The 17,433-nt window shown below is 67.0% G+C and carries 15 protein-coding genes; 1 reads left to right on the top strand and 14 read right to left on the bottom strand.

What is annotated here, in order from left to right; all coding sequences use genetic code 11:
• Positions 1–78: 78 nt before the first annotated feature.
• From lon to N5K27_RS09475, 7 genes are read right to left on the bottom strand one after another with little or no spacing between them, the layout of a single operon-like run.
• The gene (gene lon / locus N5K27_RS09445) at positions 79–2,508 is read right to left on the bottom strand and encodes an endopeptidase La (RefSeq protein ID WP_087839879.1); all 2,430 of its coding nucleotides are present in this window, start codon (positions 2,506–2,508) and stop codon (positions 79–81) included.
• Positions 2,509–2,552: 44 nt separating this feature from the next.
• Complete coding sequence (locus N5K27_RS09450) at positions 2,553–2,957, bottom strand: Hsp20/alpha crystallin family protein (protein WP_087839880.1); 405 nt, start codon at positions 2,955–2,957, stop codon at positions 2,553–2,555.
• Positions 2,958–2,996: 39 nt separating this feature from the next.
• Positions 2,997–4,619 carry an efflux transporter outer membrane subunit gene (locus N5K27_RS09455; RefSeq protein WP_087839881.1) on the bottom strand — a complete coding sequence of 541 codons (1,623 nt, stop codon included), beginning with the start codon at positions 4,617–4,619 and terminating at the stop codon, positions 2,997–2,999.
• A 13-nt stretch (positions 4,620–4,632) separates the two neighbouring features.
• A complete protein-coding gene (locus N5K27_RS09460; RefSeq protein ID WP_279815957.1) occupies positions 4,633–5,748 on the bottom strand; it encodes an ABC transporter permease in 1,116 nt (371 codons plus the stop codon).
• Between the two features lie 3 nt (positions 5,749–5,751).
• Positions 5,752–6,891 (bottom strand): ABC transporter permease, encoded by a 1,140-nt coding sequence (locus N5K27_RS09465; RefSeq protein ID WP_087839883.1) that lies wholly within the window; start codon positions 6,889–6,891, stop codon positions 5,752–5,754.
• A complete protein-coding gene (locus N5K27_RS09470) occupies positions 6,888–8,648 on the bottom strand; it encodes an ATP-binding cassette domain-containing protein (RefSeq protein WP_087839884.1) in 1,761 nt (586 codons plus the stop codon). The genes N5K27_RS09465 and N5K27_RS09470 overlap by 4 nt, the downstream gene beginning before the upstream one ends.
• A complete protein-coding gene (locus N5K27_RS09475) occupies positions 8,645–9,661 on the bottom strand; it encodes an HlyD family efflux transporter periplasmic adaptor subunit (protein ID WP_087839885.1) in 1,017 nt (338 codons plus the stop codon). Before N5K27_RS09475 ends, N5K27_RS09470 begins: the two co-directional genes overlap by 4 nt.
• Before the next feature lie 72 nt (positions 9,662–9,733).
• On the opposite strand from N5K27_RS09475, the gene N5K27_RS09480 reads away from it, so the two are divergent.
• Entirely contained in the window at positions 9,734–10,456 is a 723-nt protein-coding gene (locus N5K27_RS09480) for a CerR family C-terminal domain-containing protein (RefSeq protein WP_243724414.1), read from the top strand.
• 3 nt (positions 10,457–10,459) lie between these two features.
• Here the strand turns inward: N5K27_RS09480 and N5K27_RS09485 are convergent, their stop codons facing one another.
• The 7 genes from N5K27_RS09485 to N5K27_RS09515 all read right to left on the bottom strand — a co-directional run bounded on the left by N5K27_RS09485 (position 10,460) and on the right by N5K27_RS09515 (position 17,384).
• Positions 10,460–11,446, bottom strand: a complete 987-nt coding sequence (locus N5K27_RS09485; protein ID WP_279815961.1) for a tripartite tricarboxylate transporter substrate binding protein — start codon at positions 11,444–11,446, stop codon at positions 10,460–10,462.
• Between the two features lie 256 nt (positions 11,447–11,702).
• Positions 11,703–12,950 (bottom strand): amidase, encoded by a 1,248-nt coding sequence (locus N5K27_RS09490; protein ID WP_279815962.1) that lies wholly within the window; start codon positions 12,948–12,950, stop codon positions 11,703–11,705.
• Entirely contained in the window at positions 12,947–13,999 is a 1,053-nt protein-coding gene (locus N5K27_RS09495) for a 2,5-dihydroxypyridine 5,6-dioxygenase (RefSeq protein ID WP_279815963.1), read from the bottom strand. Before N5K27_RS09495 ends, N5K27_RS09490 begins: the two co-directional genes overlap by 4 nt.
• Before the next feature lie 39 nt (positions 14,000–14,038).
• Entirely contained in the window at positions 14,039–15,052 is a 1,014-nt protein-coding gene (locus N5K27_RS09500; RefSeq protein ID WP_279815965.1) for an alpha/beta fold hydrolase, read from the bottom strand.
• Between the two features lie 14 nt (positions 15,053–15,066).
• A complete protein-coding gene (locus N5K27_RS09505; protein WP_132979250.1) occupies positions 15,067–15,564 on the bottom strand; it encodes a flavin reductase family protein in 498 nt (165 codons plus the stop codon).
• Between the two features lie 26 nt (positions 15,565–15,590).
• On the bottom strand, positions 15,591–15,884 hold the full coding sequence (locus N5K27_RS09510) for a putative quinol monooxygenase (protein ID WP_132979249.1): 294 nt from the start codon (positions 15,882–15,884) through the stop codon (positions 15,591–15,593).
• Positions 15,885–15,896: 12 nt separating this feature from the next.
• Entirely contained in the window at positions 15,897–17,384 is a 1,488-nt protein-coding gene (locus N5K27_RS09515) for a 4-hydroxyphenylacetate 3-hydroxylase N-terminal domain-containing protein (protein WP_207958596.1), read from the bottom strand.
• Positions 17,385–17,433: the final 49 nt, after the last annotated feature.

Below are 17,433 nucleotides of genomic sequence, written 5' to 3' on the forward strand. Positions count from 1 at the left end.
ATCTTATTTGTCAGGATGCGGGCACCGCAATCCCTGCCGACGAATCGACACTGCCAGCCGACGAATGACATCAGGCCATCAGCTGGCCGTCGTCTCCCCCGGCTTGCCGGCCTGGCCCACCGCGCGGATCGCGTCCTCGACCGTCTCCAGGAAAATGAACTGGAGCTGCTTGCGGGATTCCTCCGGGATGTCGTCGACGTCCTTGCGGTTGCGCGCCGGCAACAGCACGGTCTTGATGCCGGCCCGCAACGCGGCCAGCACCTTTTCCTTGATGCCCCCGACCGGCAGGACCAGTCCGCGCAGGCTGATCTCGCCCGTCATCGCCCGGTCCGAGGGGACCGGCGTATTGGTCATCAGCGACGTCAGCGCGACGAACATCGCCACGCCGGCGCTGGGGCCGTCCTTGGGAATCGCGCCCGCCGGAACATGGACGTGGATGTCGCTGTGCTCGAACAGCGCGGGATCGACATTCAAGGAGGCCGCACGGCCCTTGAGCAGCGTCAACGCCGCCTGCACGCTCTCGCGCATGACCTCGCCCAGTTGTCCGGTCAGGATCAGCCTGCCGTTGCCCGGCGTGCGGCTGGCCTCGATGAACAGGATGTCGCCGCCGACCGGCGTCCAGGCCAGCCCGGTAGCCACGCCCGCCAGGCCGGTACGCATGGCGATCTCGCTTTCGAAGCGTGGCGCGCCCAGGATCGCATGGACCTCGTCCACGTCGATGCGCACGTGCTGCGCCGTCCCTTCGGCGACGCTCATGGCGGCATGGCGGAAGGTACTGCCGATCTCGCGCTCGAGATTGCGCACGCCGGCTTCGCGGGTATAGCCGTTGATCACCTCGTGGATGGCCGCGTCGGTGATCTCGCACTGCGTGGGCGCGAGGCCATTGGCCTCGAGCTGGCGCGGCACCAGGTAGCGGCGCGCGATCTGGGCCTTCTCCTCCTCGGTGTAGCCCGGCAGCGTGATGACTTCCATGCGGTCGCGCAGCGGCCCGGGAATGCCGTCGAGCACGTTGGCCGTCGCGATGAACAGCACCCTGGAAAGATCGAAGGGCACGCCCAGGTAGTTGTCGCGGAAGGTATCGTGCTGCTCGGGATCGAGCACCTCGAGCAGCGCCGCGGCGGGATCGCCCTGGGCGCTGGCGCCCAGCTTGTCCACCTCGTCCAGCATCATCACGCAGTTGTTCGAACCGGCCTTGTGGATGGCCTGGATCACGTTGCCCGGCAACGCGCCGATGTAGGTGCGCCGATGGCCGCGTATCTCGGCCTCGTCGTGCACGCCGCCCAGGCTCAGCCGCACGAACTTGCGTCCCGTGGCCTTGGCGATGCTCTGGCCCAGCGAAGTCTTGCCCACTCCCGGCGGCCCCGCAAAGCACAGCACCGGACTCTTGCCGGTGGGATTGAGCTTGCGCACGGCCAGGTACTCCAGGATGCGGCGCTTGATCTTGTCGAGCCCGTAGTGGTCCTCGTCCAGGATCCGCCGGGCCTCGGCGATGTCGATGCGGTCCTCGGTGGATACCGACCAGGGCAGCTCGATCAGCCAATCCAGGTAGGTGCGGATCATCGAGTACTCGCCCGATGCCTCGGGTATGCCCTCCAGCCGCTTGAGCTCCTTGCGCGCCTGCTTCTCGGCCTCTTCCGGCATGCCGGCCTTGGCGATGCGCTCGCCCAGCTCCGCCAGTTCGGCGCTGTTGCCCTCGGCCTCGCCCAGTTCCTGCTGGATGGTCTTGAGCTGCTCGCGCAGCATGACCTCGCGCTGGCGATCCTCGAAGCGCGCCTTGGTCTGCTGGTCGATGTCGCGGCTGATGCGCAGCACCTCGATCTGGTGCATCATCAGGGCCAGCACCTTGTCGGCCCGGGCAACGACGTCCACGGTCTCGAGCACGTCCTGCTTTTCCTCCGGCCGGATCTCCATCAGCCCGGCGATGAAATCCGTCAGCAGCGGCGCCGAGGTCATGTTCTGGATGGAGCCCGCCAGTTCCGCCGGCGCCTGCGGCAACAGTTGCAGGATGTCCAGCGCGCGCGCCTTGAGCTGGATCAGGCGCGCCTCGATGTCCGAGGTCATGATCTCCGGATCCTCGAAGCGCTGGACCCGCGCCACCATGAACGGATAGCCCTGCAGCAGCTCGATGATGCGGAAACGCTGCACGCCCTGGCAGATGACGTGGTGCGTGCCGTCGGGCGTGGTCACGTAGCGCATGACGTTGGCCACCGTCCCCATGGGATGGAGGTCGCCGTCGCCCAGCTCCTCGGCCTCCGGGTCGCGCTGCAGCACGACTCCCACCTGGCGGCCGGCCCGTGCGGCCTCCTGCGCGCCGCGCACGGTGCTGTCGCGGCCGATGGAAATGGGCGCCACCAATCCCGGGAAAAGCACGAGATTGCGCACCGGGACCAGCGTCAACGCGTCCGACGGCAGCGCGATCGATGGCGCCGGCCCCTGGCCCGCGGGCTGCGCACCCTGCGCCTCCTGCCGTTCCTGCCCCGATTGTTGGTCTCGAAATTCGTTTGCCATGGCTTCTTACCTGTCCCCGGTTCGAGTTGCGGCGTGCCGCCGGTCTATCCCAGCTTGAGCAGGGTCAGCAGGAGGCAGCCGTCCACCATCCTGTGCTCCCGGATTTCGAACGCGCCCGGCGGCAGCGCGATGCGCCGCTCGAAGCGGCCGTAGGGAATTTCTATGCGGCGGATGTGGGCCTCGGCCGGCGCCGGCAAGGGGCGTTCGCCCACCACGGTAAGCGTCGGCCCGTCGATCAGCACCTGGACCTGGTCGGGCGCGACGCCGGGCAGCGCGACCAGCACGGACAACGCCCGGCCGGTCTCGAAGATGTCGATGGGGGGTTCCCAGGTGGGCCCCTGCGGGCCGCCGTGGCCCGGACGGAAGAATTGGCGGTGCAGGTTGTCCGCCTGCTCCAGCAGCCTGACCGCGTCGATCCACATGGCGTTGGACGGTTTGCGATAGATCATGGTCCTTGTCCTTGCTCGGGGCGCCCCGATGGCTCCAAATTAAGGCGGCGCGTGGCATCTGGCAATAGGGGATGGAAAGGCCGCACCCCGCCGCCGGGCCGGAACGCACGCGGGGCGCGGGGTCGCGGATTCGTAACAGATGTCGCAGTCAGTGGCGGGGACGCCCGGCGCCACCTGCCCGCCCCCGCCTATGGCCTTGTAGATCGCGACCAGCCCGATACGCAGTTGACTGTCGCTCTGCGCCAGGTCGCGCCTGGCTTGCGACAAGGTGCGCCGGGCGTCGAGTTCCGGCAGGAAATCGGTCATCCCGCCGGCGTGGCGGGCCCGGGCCAGTTCGAGAGCGTCGCTGCTGGCGCGCAGCCTGCGGCGCAGCTCGATATTGCGCCGGCGTTCGGCGCCGTACCCGGTCAGGGCATCGTCGATCTCCTGCCACGCCCGCAACACCGTCTGCTGGTAGGACACCGCCGCCTCCTGCTGCGCCAGTTCGCGCAGCGCCACGGTGGAGCGTCGCCGCCCCCGGTCGAACAGCGGCAACGACAGGCTGGGACCGACCGACCAGCGCCGGCTGCCCCATTCGCCGAACCTGCCGTCCTTGAACGACTCGTAGCCGAAACTCGCGCCCAGCACGATGCGCGGATACAGGTCGGCCGTCGCGATGCCGATGTCGGCCGTGGCCGCATGCAGCCGCGCTTCGGCCGCCCGTATGTCGGGCCGGCGCAGCGCGACCTCGGAAGGCAGCCCCAGTGCCAAATCGGGCATGGGGGCGTCCGTGTCCCGGGTTTCCGCCAGCATGTCCCGCAGCGCCCCGGGAGGCTGGCCGGCCAGGAACCCAATGCGGTTGGCCGCCGCGGCCTCCTGCGCGCGCAGCGGCGCCAGCCGGCCGGTCAGGTCGGCCAGCAACGCCTGTTGCCGCGACACGTCCAGCGCATCGATCTGCCCGCCGTCCCGCCGCGCCTGCAAGATGTCCAGGGACTCCCGCGCCGCGGCGATATCCTCCTGCAACCATTGCAATTGCGCCTGGATGCCGCGCAGTTCGAAATAGTCGCGCGCGATCTCGCTGGCCACCGACAGCCGCGCCTGCGCCAGCGCCGCCGCCGATGCGTCCACGTCGGCATCGGCCGCCTCGATCGAACGTGCGACCCGGCCCCACAAGTCGATTTCCCAGGACATGTCGAAGCCCGCCTGGTACAGCGTGAACGGGTCGCTCAGCACCGAGACGAGCTGCTCGCGGTTGTCGGGCGCGATCGCGTCCAGCAGGCGGGTGCCGGCGCCGTACTCGCTCTGGCGCTGGCGCGACACGCCCGCCGACAAGCCCACGTCCGGCCCGCGCTGCGCGGCCACGGTCTGCCGCATGAGCCGGCTTTGCGCGAAACGCAGCGCCGCGGTCCGCAGGTCCGGGCTCGCCTCGCGTGCCTGCGCCAGCAGCGCGTCCAGCCTCGCATCCTGGAAGGTTTCCCACCAGCGCTCCGATGGCGCCGCCGTGGAGACGGGATCGCGCAAGGCCTCGGGAGCGCCGCGCCAGCTGTTCCAGTCCGCGGGCTGCGCGGGGGCGGGCGCCGTGAAGTCCGGCCCCACGGCCGCGCAACCGCCCAGGCACGACACGAGCAAGGTCGCCTGCAGGAAAAAACGGGTCCCGGGCCGGCGGATCGGATCGCATGCCATGCTTGGCCTCCAGTCAAACCAGACGATGGCGGAACAGCCACGCCGCCAGCGGCAATGTGAGCGCGCCCAGGACGAACATGGGCACGAGGTTGCGCCACAGCGACGGCAGGCCCGCGCCCTCCAGGTACACGCGCTGCACGAGGTCGATGGCGAAGCGCAGCGGATTCGCCAGGGTAGCGACCTGCACGGGATCGGGCATGTTGCGCACCGGCGTGGCCAGTCCCGACAACAGCATCAGCGGCATGATCAGCACGAAGGTGTAGAGCATGGCCTGCTGCATGTTGACCGAGACGGCCGAGATGGACAGCCCGATTCCCACGCAGGCCACGGTGAAGATCGCCAGTCCCGCGTAAAGCGTCGCCAGCGACCCGGCCATGGGAATGCGGAACCAGAACAGCGCGACGCAAAGAATGATGGACGATTGCACGAGGCCGATCAGCACCGGCGGAACGGCCTTCCCGAGCATGATCTCCATGGGCGTATAGGGCGTCACGAGCAACTGGTCGAACGTGCCCTGTTCGCGCTCGCGCGCGACCGAGAGCGCGGTCAGCATCAGGGTCTGCATCATGCTGAGCGCGGCGATCAGGGCCGGCATGATGTTCCAGCGCGTCTCGAGGTTGGGGTTGTACCAGACGCGCGGCACGGCGGTGACCGGCATCCCACCGCCGCGCAGTTCGGCGTTGTAGGCCGCCACGATCTCGGCGACGTGGGCCGATGCCTGGCCGGCGGTGGTCGAGTTGCGGCCATCCAGGATGACCTGCAAGGGGGCCTCCTGCCCCTGGGCCAGCCGGGCCTCGAAGTCCGGCCCGAATTGCAGGACCAGCAGGGCGTCGCCGGCATCCACCACGCGCGCGATGTCGCGGGGCGCGGTCAGCGTGGCGACGCGATGGAAGACCCCGGTGCCGTCCAGGCGTGCCAGCAGCCGGGCCGACGCCGCGCCCTGGCTCTGGTCCAGCACGGCGTATGGCACGTTGGTCAGGTTGTAGGTCGCGGCATAGCCGAACACGACGCTCTGGAGCAAGGCGGGAACGACCAGGATCGCCCGGTTGGCGGGATCCTTCAGGATGGCCAGCAGTTCCTTGCGGCACAGCTGGGCCAGGCGTCGCCAGAAGTCGATGAAGGCATCCATGCGTCAGTCCAGCCTCTTGCGCGTGACCAGGCGCGCCACGCCCAGCAGCACGACGGCGTAAGCCGCCAGGATGGCGCAGTTCCTGGCCACCAGCGGCCAGTTGTTCCCGGCCAGGAACAGCGACTTGATCAACTCCATGAAATAGGTGGCGGGCAGGATCTGCCCGATCACCCGTATGGCCGTCGGCACGTTGCGCAGGTCGAACATGAATCCGGACAGCATCAGGGCCGGCAGGAAGCTGGCGATCAGGGCCACCTGGCTGGCCAGGAACTGGTTGCGGGTCACCGACGAGATCACCAGGCCTATGCCCAGCGCGACCAGCAGATACAACATGGCGCTGAACAGCAGGACCGGCAGCGATCCGTACATGGGCACGTGGAACAGGAAGGCCGCGGCGGCCAGGCACAGCGCCAGCCCGATCATTCCCACGCAGAAATAGGGAATGATCTTGGCCAGCAGCACTTCCACCGGCCGCACCGGCGTGACGAACAGCGACTCCAGCGTACCCCGTTCCCACTCGCGCGCCATGACGAGCGCCGTCAGGAAGGCCCCCACCAGCGTCATGATCAGCACGATCAGCCCGGGCACGAGGTACCACGTGCTGTCGTTGGCGGCGTTGAACCACATGCGGTCGACCACCTGGACCCGGCCCGCGCCCGGCCCCGCAGCCTCGCCGCGGTCGGCCCGCTTCTGGCTCCACGAGGCCAGCGCGCCGGCGACGTAGCCGCGTATCATGGTCGCGCGGCTGGCGTCCGCGCCTTGCAGCAGGACCTGCACCTGCGCGTCGCCGGCGGCCAGCCGCCGCGAGAAATCCGCCGGCACCAGCACGGCGGCATCCACCTCCCGCGCGCGCATCAGCGCGTAGGCCTCGTGCGCCGAGCCCACCACGCGGGGCGCCAGGTAGCCCGGCGTGGACAGCCCGGCCACCACGTCGCGCGCGACCGGCGAGGCATCGTCCAGCACCACCGCCACGGGCGCGTTCCGGACATCCAGCGACAATCCATAGCCGAAGATCAGGATCAGGACGATGGGCAGCGCGATGCCCATCATCAGGTTGGCGCGATCACGCAGCAACTGCCGCACTTCCTTGCGCGTCAGCGAGACCAGGCGCCGCCAGAAGCCGCCGGACCGGGATTCGCTCATGCCGTGGCCTCCGCGGTCTCCTGCCTGCGGCCACGCTCGACGATGCCGATGAATGCCTCTTCCATGTTCATGCGATGCGCGGCCGTCTCGCCCGCCTGTTTGCGCACCTGCTGCGGCGTGCCCAGCGCCAGCAGCCGCCCGGCATCCTGAATGACGATGCGATCGCAGTACTCGGCCTCTTCCATGAAATGCGTGGTCACCACGATGGTGGTGCCGTCGGCGGCCAGCGTCGTGATCCGGCGCCAGAACTCGCGCCGCGCCAGCGCGTCGGCGCCGCTGGTGGGCTCGTCCAGGAACAGGATGTCGGGCTCGTGCAGCAGGCCGACCGCCATCGCCAGCCGTTGCTTGTAGCCGCCCGGCAGGCGTCCGCTAGCCGCTCGTGCCTGGGTTTCGAGCCCGAACTGCGCCAGCACCGCCGCGATGCGCGCGCGCAGGCGCTCGCCATGCAGGCCGTAGGCGCTGCCGAAGAACGTCAGGTTTTCCATCACGCTCAGGTTGCCGTACAGCGCGAACCGCTGCGACACGTAGCCGACGCGGCGCCGGGCCCGCGCCGGCGCCGTACGCAGGTCCACGCCCGCCACGCGCAGGAAACCGCTGCTGGCGGGCAGCAGTCCGCACAGCATGCGGAAGGTCGTCGTCTTGCCCGCGCCATTGGGGCCGAGCAGGCCGAATATCTCGCCCTTGTTCACCGTGAAGCTGGTGCGGTCCACGGCGACGAAATCGCCGAACTTGCGCACCAGGTCGCGGACCTCGATGATGGCTTCGCCGCTGGCGGCCGTCGCGCTCGGCACGGGCAACGGCGCTGCCTCGGCTTCCGGCCGGCGTTCTCGAAGCAGCACCATGAAGCCGTCTTCCAACCTGGCCGCGACCGGCCGCCAGGCCAGGGAGCGTCCTGGCTCTTGCGCGGGTTCGCCCCGCGCCGCCGGGCGACGGATCACGCGCACCTCTCCCCCCTCTGGCACGGCATCGATGACGCGGGCCGTGTCGTCCAGCAGGCGCGCCTGCAGCAGCCGGGCCGGCTCGCCCGGCGGCGGCGCCGCCACGAAGCACAGCCCGCGCGCGGGCCGGCGGATATCCTCGGGCCCACCCTGCGCCAGCAGCCTGCCTTCATGCAGCACGAACACGCGGGCGCAGCGCTCGGCCTCGTCCAGATAGGTGGTGCTGACGATCACGGACAGGCGCTCGTCGTCGACCAGTTGCCGGACGATCTCCCAAAGCTCCCGGCGCGACAGGGGATCCACGCCCACCGTGGGCTCGTCCAGCAGCAGCAGTTCCGGCGACCGGACCAGCGTGCAGGCCAGCCCCAGCTTCTGCTTCATGCCGCCGGACAACTTGCCCGCCGGGCGGGCGGTGAACCGGCCGAGATCGGTCATCTCCAGCAGGCGCGCATAGCGCTCGCCCCGCCGTTGCCGGGGCACGCCATGCAGGTCCGCGTACAGGTCCAGGTTCTCCTGCACGCTCAGGTCCTCGTACAGGCCGAAGCGCTGCGGCATGTAGCTGATGCGGTTCTGCACGGCCTGGGGATCCGCAGCGACGTCGATGTCCAGCACCCGCAGTTGTCCCTCGGCCTTCATCAGCCCCGCGACCAGGCGCAGCAAGGTCGTCTTGCCCGCCCCGTCCGGCCCGACCAGCGCGGTCAGCGCGCCCGCGGGCGCGTCCAGCGAGATGCCGTCCAACGCCACGACCTCGCTTCCCCCGCGCGCGGCCGGAAAACGCTTGCGCACGCCGCGCGCCACGACGACGGCGGCCTCGCTCATCTGGCCGGTGCTCCGTCGTCCCGCCGGTCCGGCGCGATGCGCACGGTGGCCGGCATGCCCAGCCGCAGCCGGTCCTGCGGGTCGTCCACGAGCACACGCATCTCGTAGACCAGGCTGGTCCGCAACTCCTCGGTCTGCACGTTCCTGGGCGTGAATTCGGCCACCGACGAGATGTAGCCGATACGTCCGGCGATGGGCCGGTCGGGCTGGCTGTCGGTGAATACCTCGGCCGCCATGCCCGGCCTGACGCGTCCCAGTTGCGGCTCCGACACATAGACACGCACCCACTTGGGATCGGCGATCGCCAACGTATAGGCGGGACGCTGGGGCGAGGCCATGTCGCCGGGTTCCAGCAGCCGGGCGCGCACGACGGCGTCGGCCGGCGCCTTCAGTTCGGTCTGCTCCAGGCGGTAGGCGACCAGCGCCAGCTCGGCCCGCGACACCTCCAGTTGCGCCTCGGCCTGCGCGATGTCTTCCCTGCGCGGTCCGACACGCGCAAGTTGCAGTCCCTTGCTGCGGCTGTCCCATTGTGCGCGCGCCACCCGCAGGCGCGATTCGGCATTGTCCAGGTCCTGCTGGCTGACCCCGCGTCCGCCGGTGTTCGCGGCGATGCCCCGGAGGCGCGCGAGCTGCTGCTGCGCCAGTTCGACCTCGGCCTGGGCCGACGCCACCTGTGCCTGCGCCTGCGCCACTTCCTCGGGCCGGGTGCCGTTGCGCAGCCGCAGCAGCGCCTGCTCCTGCACCGCGATACGCGCGCGGGCCTGGACCTCCTGCAAACGCAGCGAACGGTCATCCAGCACCGCCAGGACGTCGCCGGCCTTGACGCGGTCGCCTTCCTCGACCCGCATCCGGACCACCCTGTCGCTGCCGTCGAACGCCAGCGTCACCTGCCGGATATCGACGTTGCCGTATAGCGTCAAGCCATCCTGTGCGGGCGCCGGGCGCAAGACATACCACGCAGCCCCCGCCAGCACCGCCGCCACCAGCACGCCCCCTGCCAGCACCTTCTTCATCGCCGCCGCCCTTGGAAACCGTCGGTCGGCAAATTATATAACTCAAATTTCAATTTGATGTATGATTTTTACATGCCCACTCCCGCGTCCCCGGCGCCTTCCCGCATGGCCGTCACGTCCCGACCGTCGATCCCCGCCCGCTCTCCACGCATGGACGGCGAAGCCACCCGCGCCCGCATCCTGGAGACCGCCGGGCAACTGTTCGCCGAGCGGGGCTACGCGGACACCACCAGCAAAGCCATCTGCGAGCGGGCACAATGCAACATGGCCGCGGTCAACTACCACTTCGGCAGCCGCGACGGTCTCTACCTGGCTTTATTGAAGGAAGTCCACAAGCATCTGATCAGCCTGGACTACCTGACGCGCCTGGCGCACAGCGCCCAGCCCCCGCGGCGCAAGCTCGAGGAATTCCTGGACGGACTGACGGCCAGCCTGCTCAATGCCGACAGCTGGCACATCCGCCTGTGGGCACGCGAGGTGCTGGCGCCCTCGCCCCACCTGGACGGCATCATCGAGGCCGAGGCCCTGCCGAAGTTCGGGCTCATCAGCGCCATCATCGGCGAGATCACCGGCATCCCCGCCGGGGACCCGGCGCTGACCCGGTGCGTGCTGAGCGTCATGGCGCCCTGCATGGTGCTGCTGATCGTCCACCGCGACATGAACAGCCCCATCCAGGCACTGTTCCAGCAGCCGGCGGCGGACCTGGCCGCGCACCTGAAGACCTATGCGTTCGCGGGACTGGATGCCATCGTCGCCACCCGCCCCCCGCGCCGGTCCGCGCGCAAGCCGCGCTGACGCCTACTCCGCCTGCAGGCCGTGGCGCGCGACCACGTCCTTCCAGCGGGCGAATTCCTTGCGGTTCAGTTCCGCGAATTCCTCGGGCGAAGTCAATACGACGTCATAGCCCTTCTCGAGCAGGTCCTTGCGCATCTGCGGCGCCCCCATGATCGCGCCGATCTCGTCGTGCAGGCGCTGGACGATGGCCTTGGGCGTGCCGGCCGGCGCGTACATGCCCACCCAGATCGACAGGTCGTAGTCGGGATATCCCGACTCGGCCACCGTGGGCAGATCGGGCACCAGTTGCGAACGCAGCCTGCCGGTCTGGGCCATGGGCTTGAGCTTGCCCGAGGCCACGTTCGCGCGCGAGGCCTCGACCGTGCTGATCAGCATGGTCGAGCTGTTCTGCATGACGTCCATGGCCGCCACGCCCATGCCATTGGCCGGGATGTGGCGCATCTTCGTTCCCAACATGTCCTGCAGCACCAGGGAATACAGATGGGTGGTCGAGCCCGGGCCCGGCGAACTGTAGCTGACCTCGTCGCCCATTTTCTTCAAATAGGCGACGAATTCCGGAAAGGTCTTGGCCGGCACGGACGGGTGCGTCAGGATCAGCATCTGGCCCGAGGCGATCTGCCCGATGGGCGCGAAATCCTTGACCGGATCGTAGGGCGTCTTGCGCGAAGCCGGGGTGATGACATGCGTGTTCAGGGACATCATCAACGTGTAGCCGTCGGGCGCGGCCTTGGCCACGTAGGCGGTGCCGATGGCGGCCGCCGCGCCGGGCTTGTTCTCGACCACGACGCTCTGGCCCAGCCGCGCCGCCAGCTTCTCGGACAAGAGCCGCGACAGGGTATCGGGGCTGGTACCAGGGGTATAGGGAACGACGATCTTGATCGGCCGCGATGGATAGTCGCCCCCGGCCCTGGCGGCGGCCGGGACGGCGACACCAGCCAGGCCCAGTGTCACGGCAAGCGCGGCCCGGGTGGGCGAAAAGCTGCGTTTCATGTTGTCTCCTCATCTATCTGGCAGTTCCCGGCGATATGCAGGTGAACCCCCATTCGGTTCTGCGGCCGACGAGGTCCGGCGCCCGGCGCGTACTGCCAGGCGTCGAACACTCTAACAAACATACTATATGCTTTTTTTGAGGAATGGCGGCCGGCCTAAGGGAAGTCACCAAGGCGTACCGATGTGTTTGATTCACGCCAGCAGATGCTGGGTACTCCGGAAGCGGCGGCGGACGATTGAGGAGATCAAGCGCGTTTCAAGTACGCTGCAACCTGGCCTCGACCCACGCGCCGACGGCCAGTAGACCGGCATCCTCCCCGGGCGCTGCGACCAGTTGTATGCCCAGCGGCAAGCCGCGGGGCCCCTTCCCCACCGGCAAGCCCAGGCAAGGCGCCCCCAGGGCCGTCCAAAGAATGCACATCAACGGGCTGCCGGTACCTTCAACGGCCGGTGGCGCCTCGCCCAGTGCGGCTGGGGCTATCCAGGCATCAAAGCCGGCCAGGTGCGCGCCAAGTTCCGCTTTCAAGCATCTCAGCGTTTCCTTGGCCATGCGGTAGCTGGCATGGGAAACGCCTTGCCCTTTCTCGCACAGGCCATTGAAAGCCGCGCTCAAGCGGTCGGTGTAATGCCTGTATTCAAAGGCGTAATTGCGTGCCACTTCATAGGCCATTACCAGGCCGTGGCAATCGAAGGCCTGCTCGAAGCTTTCCGGCAATTGGACAGCCTCGACGGTGGCGCCGCCAGCGGCAAGCATCCGGGCGGCCTCCTCCACGGCTTGGCGGGCCGCCGGTTCCACGAACTCCCATTGGCGCGTGCGACACAGCCCCAGGTACGGGGCGCGCATGGGCACGGTCAAGGGCTCGACGGCTTCACCGTTCAAGACCTGGCGGATGCGCGTGACCGGTTCGACCGAGCCAGCCACGATGCCCAGGCTATCGAAGGACTGAGCGAGCGGGCGTATACCCGAAAGGCCGAAGGCATCGTGGCTGCCTTTGTAGCCGACCACGCCGCAATAGGCGGCCGGCCGGATCAGGGAACCGGCCGTCTGGCTCCCGAAGGCTGCGTCCACCATGCCGGCGGCAACCGCCGCAGCCGAACCGCTGGATGAACCGCCGGGCGTGGCTGCGAAATCATGCGGATTGCGTGTCTTGCCGGCAGCGAAATAGGCGAACTCGGTACTGACCGTCTTGCCCAGCACCAGTGCCCCGGCATCGCGGCAAGCGGCCACGCAGCCGGCGTCCCAGGCCGGCCGGCGGTCGGCATAAGGGTCAAAGCCCAAGCCAGTCGGCATGTCGTGCGTATCGATAATGTCCTTCACGCCAATGAGCATGCCGTGCAGCGGCCCTCCGGGCCCGCTGCGGTCGATCTCGCGCGCCGCGCGCCATGCCTCGTTTTCATCCAGCCATTGCCAGGCGTTCACGCGGGCCTCGCGCTCGGCGATGCATGCAAGCGCTCGGCGCAGTGCCTCCTGGGCAAGCCCCGCCGCCTTTTCCTCCTCGCTCATGGACGTTCGATCCGCATGTCGTCGGGAATCACATCGCCGTTCAGCACCATGGGCTCGCCGTCCAGATACAGGCTCGCCCCCTTCATCACGATGTCGAGATGAGCGGGCGTATCGCGGGAGCCGCCCACGTCGGTATTGGGGCCGGTAGACCACAACACATTGCCGTAGAAGGCGCGGCCGTCCTGGCCGATGGCCGACTCCTTGTCGATCAAACTGATGCCGTTCCACAGTGCCATCTCGTCCAGGCCCCAGCCCACGTGAGCCATGGCATAGGCATCGGGATCCTTCCACGCCTCGAAGAAATGCTTCAGGTGCATGGCATCGAAGCCCCCCTCGATGTTCTCGATGAAGCCGTCCTTTACCGTGATGTGGATCTCGCTGCGCACGAACTCCTTGAACGGAAAGATGATGTCGCCTTCTCGGAGCACGATCTTGCCGTGGCTTCTGCCCTCGTTCGGCCAGGTGTAGGCAAACACGCCGGGGAAATGATCCCAGCGGCCCGGCTCGTCGGTAAAACCGTACTGCACGATGGGCTTGTACTGGCCCAGCTCGTAGGTAATATCGGTACCGGCGTCGTTGGTAAACCGCAGCGTCCTGGCCGCGGCCAGCCGGCGCCCCGCCGCCTCCGAACGCGCTCGGCTGTTTGGCCGGGCCAACATGCGCTCGAGAATCTCGGGCGGTTCCACCACCATCAGTACCCGCGTGCCGGCCTTCTGGATTTCGACCTGTTCGGGGGAATGCAACAACCCGATCAGATCGATCAAAATATTCGCCTTCTTCAACACCTCGACGCCGGACCGGTGGCCGGTCAATGCCGAGCGCCCCCAGACTGCGCCAAGGGCCGTGGTGGGCGTTCCGAAGGATTTCACGGGTGCAGGCAAGTTCAGGTTAAAAACTTCCGCGCCGAGTTGCTGGCCCGCGGCAAGGAAGGCATCGACGTAATCCTGGCGCGTATTCGGGCCGCTCAGCACCGCCAGGGTTTCACCCGGCGTAACTTTGCACAGTTCGAGTTCGCGCCGGCACAGCGCAAGCAAATCAAGAGCGCTCATGAAGTTCTCCGTTGGTCGGTGAATGTGAGTCGTGATGGTTCATGCGTCCAGCCAAGCACGTACGGTCTTGCGCAAGAAGGCCGCGTCGGCCGGATTCTGCGCAGGGTTGCCGGCCAGGTGCCCCCAGTCGCTTGGAATCACGGACAACTGCCCCCGGCGCAGGTGTGTCAACTCGGCTTCGTTGTCAGCCACGCGAAAGTAGAGGTCCGAGCGTCCCGGCAGCAGCAACACCCTGGCCTCGATCGAGGCCAGGGCCTTGGACAAATCTCCGCCAAAGCGTTCTGCGTCGCTGATGTCGCTATGCCACCACGTCGTCAGGTGGGCGTAGAGATCGGACGCATGGCGGGCAGCAAATCGCGGCGTCCATACTTTGTCGAGATAGTCCTGCAGGCTGCCCATGCCGGGGATGATCCGATAGTCGGCATGGCGGTAGAACTCCTGGCTCAACGCCCAGCCTGCATACACGCTGCCGAAAGCACGCAGCGCCGCTTGCGGCCGCTGGCTGAAACGTCCATTCCCCTGGTATTCCGGGGCGGCTTCCAACAGCGCCTTCAGCCCTTGCAGGAAAACGCGGTTGTGCGGTGCCGTGCGCGCGCTTCCGCAATTGACCACGATGCTATCGACCAAGCCGGGAGACCGCACAGCCCAGTGATAGGCTTGCTGCGCGCCCATCGACCATCCGTAGACGCACGCCACGCGCTCGATACCGAACACGTCTCCAAGCAGGCGGGCTTGCGCGCGCACATTGTCCCCGCTGGTCACCAGCCTGGGAAAATCCTTGTTGTTCGACGGACTGGAAGACAGGCCATTGCCGAAAGTGTTCATGATCACGATGAGCCATCGCCGCGGGTCCAGGATCCTGTCCGGACCGATGATCCATTCGACGTCCTTGTCATGCGCGCCGAAGCTGGTCGGATAAACGATGACGTTGTCCCGTTCGGGCGAAAGCGTGCCGAAGCTCTTCCAACACAGTTTGGCGTCCGGCAGGATCTCGCCGGATTGCACGGGGAAATCCCCAAATTCGAAGGTGCCGGATTTGAACTCGATATCCATGGCAAGGACTTCCTTCAGGCCAGCGCCAAGCGGCGATAAGTCCGATCGGCATAGATCAAAGGGTGATCCGCGCCGATTTCGATGGCGAGTACTTCGCCCACGAGAATGCGATGAGTACCGAACTCGAAGGTACGGGCGAGGCGACAGTCAAAGCTGCATAAAGCGCCCGGCAGCATGGGGGCCCCGGTCACGCCGCGAGTCCAATCCGCGATGCCGAAGCGATCTTCACGATACTCCGGCACCATCCCGGCGAAGACGTCGGCTACGCGCGATTGGTGCTCGGCCAGAATATTGGCGCTGAATACGCCGTTCTCCAGCAATGCGCCCAGGGCCTGGCTCTGGCGATGCACACAGCACAGCACAGACGGCGGTTCGACCGATAGCGAGACGAGCGAGGACACGGTCAGGCCCGCGCGTCCCGCCGAGCCGTCGGTTGCCAACACCGTGACCGACGAAGCCATGGTGCGCATGGCCTGGCGGAAATACTCTTTGTCGACGACTACCGCTTCCATGATCTTCTCCTTCACGCCAAAGGCGCCTAGAGGTCCAGCGCCACATAACGCTCGATGCGCCGCTCATCCAGGCAGGGCGGAATGGCCTTCTTGGCCCATTGTTCGAAATGCGGTGTGGCCTGGTGCGCCAAGTAGGCCGCTTCGTCCGTGTAAAGTTCATAGAGAAAGAAACGTGCCGCATCCTCCGGATCGCGGTGAAAGCGATAGGACAGGCAGCCCGGTTCGGCCCGGGTAGCCTTGGCCAGTTCGGCCACCGCGGCCAGGAACGACTCTTCCATCCCGCTTTTCACGACATATGCCACGCAAGAAGAGAAATTCATCGCCGTATTCCCTCAGATGCCCGCCAGATCGCGCGCGACGCTCATGACATTCTCCCGCGGGTATTCCTTGTAGAGACGCTCGCGCAGGAAATTGGCCGGAGTCGCATTGACGTTCTCGAACAGCTCGGTGCGGCCCGCATGGGAATCGGTAGTCAGGTCCCAGATGAAGTTCATCAGGCGATTCTTGTCGCGTGCGCTCATATTGCGTCCGGGCAGCAGTTCATCGAGTAGCGGACCGATCTCGCTGTTGGCGAAGTCCGCCTTCTGGAAGCGCATGACCAGCCCCTGGCCGCATAGCTCCTGCACGGTATGGATGATGCGCGGGTATTGCTCTATGGAATGCAGGCGGCCGGCGGTCAGCATGTTCACGTCCGGCGCCAGCACGCCGTTCTCCGAAGGTTGGGCCAGCCGTTCGGCTGCGACCACGAACGCCTTGAGTGTCTGGGCATAGCAGATCAACTCGGCCAGGTACGCGCGAACCTGCGGGATCTGAGCCGTCCCCAGCACGTCCATGACGAGCTGGCCGATGCCGACGAAAAGGTCGGCCTTGACGGCCAAGCGGCTCAGAATATGCCAGTGCACCCACAACGTGACCGGCCCATATAGCTTGAGCAGCTCCGGATCGCCGACGTTGAACAGTCGCTCGTTCGGCACGAAAACATTGTCGAAGATGATGAGCTGGTCAGACTCTTCGCCGCGACTGGCGAGCGGATGGTCGAAGGGGTCGGCACCAGGGTGCGAGACCGACTCGCGGCAGACCAGCTTCAGGCCTTCGGTCGCGACCGGGATCGCGCCCCAGACACAGCCTTCTGGCGGGAAATCGGGGCGGGTCAGGTTTGAAAAAATGATCTCGTCAGCCTGGGCGGCTATGGACCCGACCGATTTTGCGCCACGCAGGATGACGCCATCCTTGCGCCGCTCAACCACGCGCAGCAATCCCTTGGAGGCCGAAGAGCCCGCGGAGCGGTCGGCCTGCGGGTCAGCCAGCACCTCGGCCGCGATGATGTTGTTCCTGCGGCCGTACTCGATATAGGCATCGATATTGCGCGAGAAGTCCACGTCCTGGCTGGCATTCTCGAAAATGGGCCTGCGCGCATACAGGCCGACCGCGATCAGCGGTGCGAGGTCGGGCGGACGGCCGAAACTGCCTGCCGTTTTCAGCGTGGTGTACTCGATCAGCTTGCGGCGCTCGACGAAGTCCTCCGGCTTGGTGATCAACTGCCAGGAACGGCTGGTGCGTGCGCCGTCGTCCCCAACGATAGTGGTTACCTCCCGCAGGGCCGGGTCGAACTGCGCGTCGAAGGTTTCAGCCAGCAGCGAGATGCCCGGCCCCAGCACCGGGTTCGCGGTCACGTCCTCGACTTCTTGTCCGCCAGTCCAGACACGACGTCCGTCGCGAAGCGACTCAACGTATTCCTTGCCTGTGCGCAGACAGCCTTCCTTGGCCTCATGGGCGAGGGTCATCGAGGCTCCTTCCCCGAGTGTCAGGGTTGCATCCATTTGCTATGACTCCTGTTCGATAGCACGGTTGTGTCGGGACCGATGCCAA

It is taken from the genome of Pigmentiphaga sp. GD03639, from assembly GCF_029845405.1.
Taxonomy (GTDB): Bacteria; Pseudomonadota; Gammaproteobacteria; order Burkholderiales; family Burkholderiaceae_B; genus Pigmentiphaga; species Pigmentiphaga daeguensis.